General features: G+C 68.9%; 13 protein-coding genes. 12 read left to right on the top strand and 1 reads right to left on the bottom strand.

What is annotated here, in order from left to right; genetic code table 11:
• The 10 genes from P1V51_22330 to P1V51_22375 form a co-directional block, all read left to right on the top strand.
• Positions 1 to 317: hypothetical protein (locus P1V51_22330; GenBank protein ID MDF1565789.1), on the top strand; the 317-nt coding region annotated here is incomplete at its 5' end.
• Between the two features lie 3 nt (positions 318 to 320).
• The gene (locus P1V51_22335) at positions 321 to 527 is read left to right on the top strand and encodes a hypothetical protein (protein ID MDF1565790.1); all 207 of its coding nucleotides are present in this window, start codon (positions 321 to 323) and stop codon (positions 525 to 527) included.
• 2 nt (positions 528 to 529) lie between these two features.
• The gene (locus P1V51_22340) at positions 530 to 2,224 is read left to right on the top strand and encodes a portal protein (GenBank protein MDF1565791.1); all 1,695 of its coding nucleotides are present in this window, start codon (positions 530 to 532) and stop codon (positions 2,222 to 2,224) included.
• Positions 2,221 to 2,595: a hypothetical protein gene (locus tag P1V51_22345; protein ID MDF1565792.1), complete on the top strand. Its 375-nt coding sequence runs from the start codon at positions 2,221 to 2,223 to the stop codon at positions 2,593 to 2,595. Before P1V51_22340 ends, P1V51_22345 begins: the two co-directional genes overlap by 4 nt.
• Positions 2,596 to 2,597: 2 nt before the next feature.
• Complete coding sequence (locus P1V51_22350) at positions 2,598 to 3,389, top strand: hypothetical protein (GenBank protein MDF1565793.1); 792 nt, start codon at positions 2,598 to 2,600, stop codon at positions 3,387 to 3,389.
• Between the two features lie 74 nt (positions 3,390 to 3,463).
• Complete coding sequence (locus tag P1V51_22355; protein MDF1565794.1) at positions 3,464 to 4,402, top strand: hypothetical protein; 939 nt, start codon at positions 3,464 to 3,466, stop codon at positions 4,400 to 4,402.
• Between the two features lie 117 nt (positions 4,403 to 4,519).
• Positions 4,520 to 4,918 (top strand): hypothetical protein, encoded by a 399-nt coding sequence (locus P1V51_22360; GenBank protein MDF1565795.1) that lies wholly within the window; start codon positions 4,520 to 4,522, stop codon positions 4,916 to 4,918.
• 85 nt (positions 4,919 to 5,003) lie between these two features.
• Positions 5,004 to 5,438: a hypothetical protein gene (locus P1V51_22365; protein ID MDF1565796.1), complete on the top strand. Its 435-nt coding sequence runs from the start codon at positions 5,004 to 5,006 to the stop codon at positions 5,436 to 5,438.
• A 73-nt stretch (positions 5,439 to 5,511) separates the two neighbouring features.
• Positions 5,512 to 6,126, top strand: coding sequence for a hypothetical protein (locus tag P1V51_22370; protein MDF1565797.1), 615 nt, complete (start codon positions 5,512 to 5,514; stop codon positions 6,124 to 6,126).
• Complete coding sequence (locus P1V51_22375; protein ID MDF1565798.1) at positions 6,126 to 8,603, top strand: hypothetical protein; 2,478 nt, start codon at positions 6,126 to 6,128, stop codon at positions 8,601 to 8,603. The genes P1V51_22370 and P1V51_22375 overlap by 1 nt, the downstream gene beginning before the upstream one ends.
• Position 8,604: 1 nt before the next feature.
• Here the strand turns inward: P1V51_22375 and P1V51_22380 are convergent, their stop codons facing one another.
• Positions 8,605 to 8,868, bottom strand: coding sequence for a hypothetical protein (locus P1V51_22380; GenBank protein ID MDF1565799.1), 264 nt, complete (start codon positions 8,866 to 8,868; stop codon positions 8,605 to 8,607).
• A gap of 217 nt (positions 8,869 to 9,085) precedes the next feature.
• On the opposite strand from P1V51_22380, the gene P1V51_22385 reads away from it, so the two are divergent.
• Together P1V51_22385 and P1V51_22390 are read left to right on the top strand one after the other, a co-directional pair.
• Positions 9,086 to 9,559, top strand: coding sequence for a hypothetical protein (locus tag P1V51_22385; protein MDF1565800.1), 474 nt, complete (start codon positions 9,086 to 9,088; stop codon positions 9,557 to 9,559).
• An 85-nt stretch (positions 9,560 to 9,644) separates the two neighbouring features.
• Positions 9,645 to 10,040: a hypothetical protein gene (locus P1V51_22390; protein ID MDF1565801.1), complete on the top strand. Its 396-nt coding sequence runs from the start codon at positions 9,645 to 9,647 to the stop codon at positions 10,038 to 10,040.
• Positions 10,041 to 10,042 lie beyond the last annotated feature (2 nt).

Here is a 10,042-nt window from a genome sequence, read left to right on the forward strand (position 1 = left end):
ACGGCCCGCCTGTGTGCATAAGAAAACTGTCTACGAAACCGGATCAAGTCCAGGGCGCCTGCCTGCCGAGCCTGCCCGAGCTCATCGCCGACCTGTCGGCGCCGAAGTACACCTACCGCAACGCGCGCGGCCTCTTCCAGCTCGAGAGCAAGGACGCGATGCGAGCCCGGGGAATGCGCTCACCGGACATCGGCGACGCCATCGCCCTGACCTTCGCGGAGCCGGTGGCGATGCCGTCCACCGACCCGCTGCGCGAGGCGATCTTCGGGCACCGCCAGGACCGCGCCCACATCGACTTCGACCCCTTCGCGAGGTGACCCATGTGCACGGGAACTGGCATCGCCACCATCACGGACAACCGCCCGGAGAAGGAGCCGCCGCCCACGGTGGATCCCGTGGTCGAGGAGGCACGCAGGGCCTCGCTCGAGAAGTCGCGCCGGAAGTACGGGCTGCGGGCGACGCTGCTGGGCTCGGAGCCCTCGATCGGCGAGGAGCTGGGCGACCGGAGGACCCTCATCGGTAGCTGAAGATGGCGGAGCTCTCCCGAAAGAAGCGGTACCTCTCCCGCTACGAGGCGCTCAAGCGCAAGCGCGAGCCGAAGATGGCCGTCTGGCGCGCGCTGTCGGAGCAGCTCTCGCCCCACCGGTTCAAGGACGGGATGGACGACGACCCGGCCGCGCGCTCGCGCTGGGCCGCCATCATCAACAACACCCCGGTCCTCGCGCTGCGCACCCTGGCGGCCGGGATGATGACGGGTATCACCAGCCCGGCGCGGCGGTGGTTCCGGCTGACGGTGGCCGACCCCAAGCTCGGACGGCTCACCTCGGTGCGGGAGTTCCTCTACGAGGTAGAGCGGCGGATGGAAGAGGTCTTCGCCCGCTCGAACATCTACAACGTCCTCTTCGAGATCTACGAAGACCTCGGGAGCCTAGGCCCCGCGGTGCTGGTCATCGATGAGGACGAGGAGGACGTCATCCGGGCCTACTCGCTGCTCGCCGGCACCTACTGCCTGGCGGCCAACTCCCGGCGCCGGGTCGACACCCTCTACCGAGAGGTCGTGATGACCGTCGAGGCCATCGAGGAGAAGTTCGGCCTCGAGAACGCCTCGGAGAGCCTGCGCAAGCTGCGGACCGAGAACCGCCTCGACGAAGACGTGCTGCTGCTGCACGTCGTCGAGCCCGACCGGCAGTTCGACGGCCGGCTGCTCGGAGAGCACCGCTTCCCCTATCGCAGCGTCTGGCTCGAGCTCGAGAAAAACCGCGACGACCTGATCCTCCACGAGGGGGGGCAGTTCTCGCAGCCGTTCGTCGCGTCCCGGTGGGCCGGCGACGAGTACGGCTACAGCCCGGGAATGCTGACCCTGGGCGACGCGAAGGGCCTGCAACAGCTCGAGCTCGACAAGGCGAAGGCCTCGAGGAAGGTGACCGACCCGCCGATGAAGGCGCCGGACAACCTGCGCACCGGCCGGGTCTCCCTTGTCCCAGGAGACATCACCCGCTACCCGCGGGGTATGGGGGCGGACTCGATCACTCCCGCCCAGGTCCTGCCGCCTGCGGCGATCACCATCTTCGACAACTCGATCAACAACCACGAAGAGCGGGTCAACGCCGGCCTCTACGCCAACCTCTGGGTCTCCCTGCTCGCGCGCGAGGGGCAGCCCCTGACGGCCCGGGAGGTCGCCGAGCGCCACCAGGAGAAGCTCCTCCAGCTCGGCGGGGTCGTCGAGCGGCTCAACGACGAGCTGCTCGATCCGCTGGTCGACCGGGTCTTCGACATCATGCTGCGCTCCGGCGAGCTCCCCCCGGCCCCGCCGGAGCTCGAGGGGATGCCCTTGCAGGTCGAGTACCTCTCGATCGTCACCCAGGCGCAGCGGATGGTCGGCTACTCCGGGGTGCAGGAGTTCCTGAACGCCGCGCTCGGACTGGCCGGGGCGGACTCGACCGTGGCCGACCGCGTCGACCTCGACGCGGCGATCTCGATCATCGCCGAGATGCTCGGCGTCCCGCCGGCGATCGTGCGCAGCCTCGAGGCAGTCGAGCAGATCCGGCAGCAGAGGGCCCAGCAGCAGCAGCAGCAGAGAGCGCTGGAGGCCGGGGCCCAGGTCGCCCAGAGCGCTCGCGACCTCGGCCAGGTCGACATGACCGACGACAACGCCGCCTCCAGGCTCATCGAGCAGCTCAGCCCGGTGGCGGCCGCGCAGGTCGGGAAAGGGCAGCCGGGATGAGCGACCGGGTGCACCACGGTCAGACCTCGGATGAGGAGGTCCAGGCGAAGCTGGCCCGCCTCGACCAGAAGGTGGACGAGGCCTGGGACCACCGGCTCTCCCACGTCATGCGCTCGAGCCAGGGGCGAGCCTTCGTGTGGGGGTTGGTCCTCTCCGCCGGCCTCTACGAGGGCGACTTCGAGCCCGACGCGAACCGCACCTACTTTCTCGAGGGCCGGCGCTCGGTCGGCCTCGACCTGATGAGGGAGACCCAGCGGGTCTGCCCCGAGCACCATGTGTTGATGATTCAGGAGCGAATCACCGAGGCGGCGCTGGACGAGAAGCTGCGCGCCGCCATCACGAACCACGTGCCCAAGTCCAGGGAGGACTGACCATGGCCGAGACCACCGATCCGAAGACCACCCAGCCCGAGAACCCGCCCGCCGCCCCGGCCGAGCCGGCGCAGACCGGCGGCAGCGCTCCGGCGGCGACGCCCGAGAGCGAGGCCTCCACCTCCGAGGGCCAGGCCCCGGCCGAGCCCGAGGGCACCCTCCTCGGCAAGCAGGAGCCGGCCGAGTCCGGTGCAGAGGGCGCCGAGGGTGACACCAAGGCCGAGGGCGACGAGCCCGCGCCCATCGAGCTCGCCTTCCCCGAGGGGGTCGAGGTCGACCAGGCGTTGCTCGAGGAGTTCAAGCCCCTGGCCGCCGAGCTCGGCCTCGACAGCGAGGGCGCCCAGAGGGTCGCCGACCTCTACCGCAGCGCCATCGAGCGCCAGGGCCAGGCGGCCCAGGAGGCCGTGAAGGTCCAGGAGGCCACCTGGCGGCAGGCCGCCATGAAGGACGAGGAACTCACCTCCGCCTTCGGCGAGAAGGGCCTGGACTCGGCGATCGCCTCGGCGAGGCGGGCCCTGACCCACTTCGGCACCCCCGAGCTCGCCGCCGAGCTCGAGAAGTCCGGCCACGGCTCGAACCCCGAGATCCTCCGGGTGCTCGCCCGGGTGGGCGCGCAGCTCAAGGAGGACACCTTCGAGGGCCCGGGCTCGGGCGGCAGCGTCTCCACCGAGGAGGAGCAGCTCCGCAAGGACTACCCCTCGATGTACGCGCCGGGCGCGAAGCCCTCGGCCACCGGCAACACCGAGGAGGACCAGCTGCGCAAGGACTACCCCTCGATGTACCGCGGCGGCTGAAAGCCACCTCTCGAACCCCTTCAACCCTCTTTCGAACGCAGTTTCAACCCTCCCCTGAACCCAAGGAGTGAATCATGGCCACCATTGGCTCCGACAATCCCACCATCGCCGACTGGGTGAAGTTCATCGACCCGAAGGGCGCGCCCGCCCGCGTCGTCGAGAAGCTCGCCCAGGAGAACCCCCTCGTCGAGATCATGACCGCGAAGGAGGGCAACCTCCCCACCGGCCACCGGGTCTCGGCCCGCAACGCGCTCCCCTCGCTCGGGTGGCGTGAGATCAACGGCGGTGTGGCGCCGAGCAAGAGCCGCCGCGAGACGATCGACGAGTCCTGCGGCATCCTGCAGGGCTACTCGCAGGTCGACGAGGACCGGGGCTTCATGCAGGCCATGGCCAACGAGGTGGAGACGGGCTTCGCCTACTTCTCCACCTCGGTGACCCCGAGCAAGTTCCACGGGCTCATCCCGCGGCTCGACGCGCTCTCCGACGCCCAGGTGGTCGCCGGCGATCCCTCGCCCAGCGGCGCCGACCAGGCCTCGATCCTGCTGTGCGTCTTCGCCCCGGACACCGTCTACTCGGTCTTCCCGAACGGCAGCAGCGCCGGGATCACCCACGAGGACCGGGGGCTGCAGACCATCGACGACGGCTCGGGCGGCAAGTACGACGCCTGGGTCACGAAGTGGAAGTGGAAGATCGGCCTGGTCGTCGAGAACAAGAACTACATCGCGCGCGCCTGCAACATCGACGTCTCGCAGCTCAAGGCCGACGCCTCCTCGGGCACCGACCTGCTCGACCTGCTCACCGTGCTCCACGACACCGTCAAGAGCACCCGGGTGGGCCGGCCGGCCTACTTCATGCCCAAGAGCGTGAAGACCATGGTGCAGCGCCAGGCCCAGAAGAAGCAGAGCAACCTGCTCGACTGGATCGACCGGGGCGGCCAGCAGGTCGCCACCTGGCTCGGGATCCCCATGTACGTCTCCGACGGCATGACCACCTCCGAGGCCATCGTCTCCTGATCGTGGCTCCTCCTCGCGGTGGGGGCGTGCGGTCGCCCCCACCGCGAAGGCCCCCGCTCTCATCCCTCCTCCGCACTCTGTTTCTCTCCTCTCCTCTCGAACCGAAAGGAACCCACCATGATCGGTGACGCGAAGAACAAGCTCTCCAACAACCAGGCCCTCGCCGGGACCTCGGTCGTGCAGTCGACCGACGTCTACAACGCCGGCGCGGCCCTCGACCTCGGCGCCGGCGGCCGCCCGAAGGCCTTCACCCGCATCGAGGACACCCCGACCGGCACCTCGCCGACCCTCCAGGTCGAGTTCTGCGGCTACGACGACGAGGCCCGCACCACGGGCAAGGTCGTCTTCGGCCACCTGCCGGCTGCGGCCCGGGCGAAGGACGACTTCCTCGAGGTCCCCATCGCCAGCACGGGCAAGAAGAAGCGCTGGTACGGCTTCGAGTACCTGCAGGGCGGCACCACCCCCGTCCACAACGTCACCTCGGGCCTCGCCCTCGACCTGCAGCAGAACGACTAAGGGTCGCTGATGGGTGAGCCCGCGAGGGGCTCACCCATCGCCCGAGTCCCTTCCTCCATCCTTCACCCCATTCCAGGAGAACGTCATGGGAAAGACCGTCACCGAGACCAAGAAGGCCGCCGAGGCCGAGGTCACCGAGCCCAAGCGCAAGCCCGAGGTGCCCCGGTACCTCGTCAAGAAGCCCTTCTACCGGAAGGGGCGCTACGTCGCCGCCTCCAACGACGACCCCAAGCGCCTCGAGTACGACGGCGAGCCCTCGAGCAAGTGGGAGCCCCTCAACGAGGAGGCCCGCAAGGCCCTGGTCGAGCTGGCCATGAAGCGCCGGGAGCTCGAGACCAACAAGAAGAGCGGCGAGTCCATCGCGCTCGAGCGCGAGATCGACCGGCTGCTGGGCCTGGACCTCGGTGAGGTCCTCGCCGCCGCCCAGGCGCCCGAGGAGCCCGACGAGGCCCCGGAGGAGCCCTTCGTCCTCTCCGAGGCCCCGGTCGCCTCGCGTGCCTCCGACAACCTCATCCTCTGACCCAAGAGCGGGGGTCGCTCGCCCGGCGGGTGCCGTAAGGCCCGCCGGGCACCTCCCCTGCACGCCGCTCTAGATGGCCACCAACAAGCACCAGATCGCCAACCTTGCCCTCTCCCGCATCGGGTCCACGAAGTTCGTCACGGACTTCGACACCGACGCGACGGCCGAGGCCCGGGCCATCAAGCAGATCTACGACTTGATCCTCGACGACATCCTCGAGGCGGTTCGGCCGCAGTTCGCGCTGCGGCGGGCCACCCTGGTTGAGGACACGGCGTCCACCCACGCTGACGTGGAGTGGGCCTACAAGTACAGCCTCCCCTCGGCCCTCGTCTGCATCGTCGGCCTCGAGAACGCCGCCGGCCGCCTGGTCCGCTCGGACCAGCGCCTGGCCTACGCCCTCGAACACGACGGCACCAAGCAGGTGCTGATGACCGACGAGGCAGACGCGGTGCTCATCTATGTGTATCGCGAGACCACGACCACCCTCTACCCGCCGAGCTTCACCTCGGCCCTCGCATGGCAGCTCGCCGCCGAGCTCGCCCGCTCCATCAAGGTGAGCGCGCGCCTCGCGGCCGAGGCCGACCGGATGGCGCTCATCGCCATCATGGAGGCCCGCGCCCAGGCCGAGTCCCAGGGTGAGACCGGCGGAGAGCCGCTACCGGCGGAGCTCGCCGCGAGGAACTCCTGATGCCAGGCGCGCGGCAGGCCAGCTTCGCGGGCGGCGAGATCAGCCCCCGGCTCTTCGGTCGGACCGACGTGGCGCGCTACGCCCACAGCCTGCGGCGCTGCGAGAACATGCTCGTCACCCCCACCGGGGCGGCGCTGAACAGGCCGGGCTTCGAGTACCTCGGCGACTGCAAGAACAACTCGGCGGCCCGGCTGATCCCCTTCTTCTACTCGGACGGCTCGGCCTACGTGCTCGAGCTGGGCAGCGGGTACCTGCGCATCTGGAAGGACGGTGTCCAGGTCGAGAACCCCCCTGGCACTCCCGTCGAGGTGGCGACGCCGTGGCTCGCGGGTGATCTGCCCTACCTGATGTGGTGCCAGATCAACGACGTGATGTACCTCTGCGATGGGGCGGCGGCCTCGCCGAGCTCGCCCTACAAACTCACCCGCACGAGCGACACGGCCTGGACGCTGGTGGTGCTGAACCCACCGATGTCGGGGCCGGCGGCGCCGGCCGTTGCGCCGGTGCACTCGACCACCCCCGCCTCTCCGGTCAACCAGACCGTCTCCGACGTCAATCAGGAGCGGGACTATCGGTGGGTCTACACGAACATCGACCCCAACGGGAAAGAGAGCACGTCGAACGCCGCGCCGCTGATCTCCAGCGTGCGCATCGAGGGCGACGGCTACGTCATCCTCCTGTGTACTCGCGACTCCTCGCTGATCAACAAGGTGGCGCTCTACCGGGCCGAGGCGGGTGGACCCTACGGGTTCATCACCGAGGAGAGCGTCACGAGCACCGGCGTCGGCAGCACCAAGGCGGTGAAGGACTTCGGCTCGCCACCGGACTACACGAGGCAGCCCCCCACCGCGCGAGATCCCATCTACCAGGAGTACCACCGCGCGGTAGCGCTCTTTCAGCAGCGCCTGGTCTTCGGGGGCGCCCCGGAGAACACCGGCAGCGACTTCTACAACAGCCCCCAGACGCTGCATCTCTCGACCGTCGGCGACATCGAGACCTTCGACACCTTCTTTCCCGTCGAGCCGGACCACCCGATGGAGCTCACCATCGGCTCGACGCGCCGGGAGGTCATCCAGGCGCTCGTCCCCCTGGGCCGCCACCTGCTGATCCTCACCGACGCCGGAGCGTGGACCCTGGACGGCGCCGGCGGCGCGCTCGCCCCAGCCTCGTTCGATCTGCAGCCCCAGGACTACGCGGGGGCGGCCCCGGTGATGCCGGTGGTGGTCGGCAACAACGTCCTCTACGTGCAGGCCAGAGGGAGCGGGATCCGCGACATCAAGTACGACTACCAGGTCGGCGGCTACCGCGGTGCCGACGTGACCACCCTGGCGCACCATCTCTTCGATGGCCACTCGATCGTGCAGCTCACCTACCAGGAGAAGCCGCACCACGTGCTCTGGGCCCTGCGCGATGACGGCGCGCTGCTCGGCTTCACCTACCTGCCCGAACAGGAGGTCTGGGCCTGGCACCGCCACGCCGCCTCGGGCTGGCAGTACGATGTGAGCGGCACCTTGGAGACGCAGAGCAGCGGCGTCTTGGCCGACGGGGCGATCCGCGCGATCTGCGTCGTGCCGGAGGGAACCGAGGATGCCCTGTACGTGATCACCCGCCGCAAGAGCGGCGAGGGCCACTACCTCGAGCGGATGGCGAGCAGGCGGGTGCCGAACATCCGGCAGGGGATCTTCCTTGACAGCGCCCTGCGCTTCGATGGTCGGGCGACCCCCGACGACGGGACGATGACAATCCAGAACTACGAGGGCCTCACGGCTGGCGATCGCGGTGAGGTCCTGGCGGGCGTATCCAGCTTCGTCGCCGGCGACGTGGGCGACTGGATCGTCTTCGAGCCGGACAGCACCTCGAGGGTCTGCCGCCTCGAAATCACGGGCTACATCAGCGCGTTTTTAATAGAGGTCCGTCTGCTCGACGACTGCCAGGACGCGACCCCCGGCTACGACTGGGCGTGGGGACGAGCCTCTTTCTCGGGCCTCGATCACCTGGAAGGCGAGACGGTCAACGTCTTGGCCGACGGCGCCGTGGCCACCGAACTGCCAGTCAAAAGCGGCGCGGTGGGTCTCGCCACGCCTGCAGTCGATGTCGTGATCGGCCTCGCCTACGTCTCGCAGATCGAGCTGCTGGACCTACCGCCGGCGCAGTTCCGGGACCGGGCCGAGCCCAAGGCACTCTCCGGGGTGACCGTGGAGGTCGAGGACACCCGGGCCTTCTCGGCGGTCACGCGAGAGGGCGAGGTCGAGGGTGGTGGTTACTTCGAGCAGGCCGAGAGCGATGTCGGCAGCGTCGTGAAGCGTGAGGCCGCTGCCGAGACGGTGGGCTACATGTCGCTGCCCCGAGAGGTGACCGGGGCGATGCGGGTGGAGCTCGACCGGACCTGGAACGTCACCGCGCGGCCAGCGATCCTGCAAACCGAGCCGATTCCGCTGGCGGTGCTGGCGGTGACGAGGGAGTTCGCCGGTGGGTGATCTACGGTCGGTACAGCTCGAGGTTGCCGACGGGATAGTCGGTCGTGATCATCACGGTCTCGACCCCAAAAACGCCGTCGAGCAACTGTGGAGCAGTGAGGGGCCACTCGCAATGGCCCTGGATCACTCCCAGCGACCCATCCCATCCTGCAGCCGAAGCGAGGCACGACCCCTCGTAAGTGGTTTGATCGCCGCGGACCGTGTTGCGGCAGTCGAGCACCGCTGGGCCGACGAGCAAGTCGTTGTCTCCCTCGAGCGTGATCAACCCACTGCACCTTCGACCATCCGAGAAGCCGCCGACCACGCTCCACTCACCGGAGAGGTCGGGCTCCTTCGCGCCTCCAGGTGCGCCGCAAGCGGTGGACAGAACAAGCAACCCAAGAACCAAGAGAGTAGTTTTCATGCGCCGTAGACCTGCCACATCGGATCGTCTGACGCCAGAGGCTGGGCGGGTGCGCCTCGCGCAGGTCAGATCGCACGACATGGTGGAGCTCGCGGACCACATGCGGGAGGCCGACGTGCAGGAGGTCCGCGCCTCCGGCGGCTACCAGCAGCCCATCGACGCGGTCTTCTTGTCGGTGGAGATCTCGGCCCAGGCCAGAACCGCCTTCATCGACGACCGGGTGGCGGCGATCTGCGGCGTGGTGCTGGTCCGCGATGGAAGTTTGATCGAACGCTACTTCAACAGGCGTTGCAGCTACCCCGGCGTCGCCTGGGCGCTGACCTCGCAGGTAGTGGATCTGCACCCGCTGCTCTTCGCGGCGGCTTCCCGGCGGCTCCTCGAGGAGGCGGATTGGCTGGCGCCCTACGACCTGGTGTGCAACTTCGTCTCGGCCGAGAACACCCCCAGCCTGCGCTGGCTACGGTGGCTCGGCTTCGAGGTCCTCGAGCCCATCCCCTTCGGGCCGCGGGATCTTCCCTTCCACCCGGTGGTGAAGGAGCGAACCGATGTGTGAGCCGGTCTCCGCGAGCATCGCGTCTCTTGGCCTCATGGCCGCAGGGACTGCGGTCGGTGCAGTAAGCAAGCACCAGCAGGGTAAGATGCAGCAGACGATCCTCATGCGAAACGCCGAGCTCGTCGATATGGAGGCCGACGACATCCGCCACCTCGGCGGGCTCGAGGCCCAGCGGATCCGCCTCGTCGGCCGGGAGCTCGAGGGCCGGCAGGTCGCAACCTTCGCCGCCGGAAACGTGGACCTCTCGGGGGGGACGCCTGCGGCCGTGGTCGCCCAGACGGCGGCCTACACCGAGCTCGACGCCGCGATCGCCCGGGTGAACGCCTCGAGGGCGGCCTGGGCGAAGGAGCGCGAGGGCGAAAACCTGCGATTCCAGGGCCTGATGGCACGCAAGGCCGGCGATACTGCCGCGTTCGCCACGCTGCTCTCGGGGGGCGCCCAGGCCGCCGGCGCCGCCTACGGCTACTACGGGAAGCGTTGACC

The organism is Deltaproteobacteria bacterium, from assembly GCA_029210625.1.
In the GTDB taxonomy this organism is placed as follows: Bacteria; Myxococcota; Myxococcia; order SLRQ01; family SLRQ01; genus JARGFU01.

Bases quoted from the DNA above. Each gene is read 5' to 3' on its own strand.
- P1V51_22345 (MDF1565792.1), top strand. From the start codon at position 2,221: ATGAGCGACCGGGTGCACCACGGTCAGACCTCGGATGAGGAGGTCCAG.
- P1V51_22390 (MDF1565801.1), top strand. From the start codon at position 9,645: ATGCAGCAGACGATCCTCATGCGAAACGCCGAGCTCGTCGATATGGAG.
- P1V51_22355 (MDF1565794.1), top strand. From the start codon at position 3,464: ATGGCCACCATTGGCTCCGACAATCCCACCATCGCCGACTGGGTGAAG.
- P1V51_22350 (MDF1565793.1), top strand. From the start codon at position 2,598: ATGGCCGAGACCACCGATCCGAAGACCACCCAGCCCGAGAACCCGCCC.
- P1V51_22335 (MDF1565790.1), top strand. From the start codon at position 321: ATGTGCACGGGAACTGGCATCGCCACCATCACGGACAACCGCCCGGAG.
- P1V51_22375 (MDF1565798.1), top strand. From the start codon at position 6,126: ATGCCAGGCGCGCGGCAGGCCAGCTTCGCGGGCGGCGAGATCAGCCCC.
- P1V51_22340 (MDF1565791.1), top strand. From the start codon at position 530: ATGGCGGAGCTCTCCCGAAAGAAGCGGTACCTCTCCCGCTACGAGGCG.
- P1V51_22365 (MDF1565796.1), top strand. From the start codon at position 5,004: ATGGGAAAGACCGTCACCGAGACCAAGAAGGCCGCCGAGGCCGAGGTC.
- P1V51_22370 (MDF1565797.1), top strand. From the start codon at position 5,512: ATGGCCACCAACAAGCACCAGATCGCCAACCTTGCCCTCTCCCGCATC.
- P1V51_22385 (MDF1565800.1), top strand. From the start codon at position 9,086: ATGGTGGAGCTCGCGGACCACATGCGGGAGGCCGACGTGCAGGAGGTC.
- P1V51_22360 (MDF1565795.1), top strand. From the start codon at position 4,520: ATGATCGGTGACGCGAAGAACAAGCTCTCCAACAACCAGGCCCTCGCC.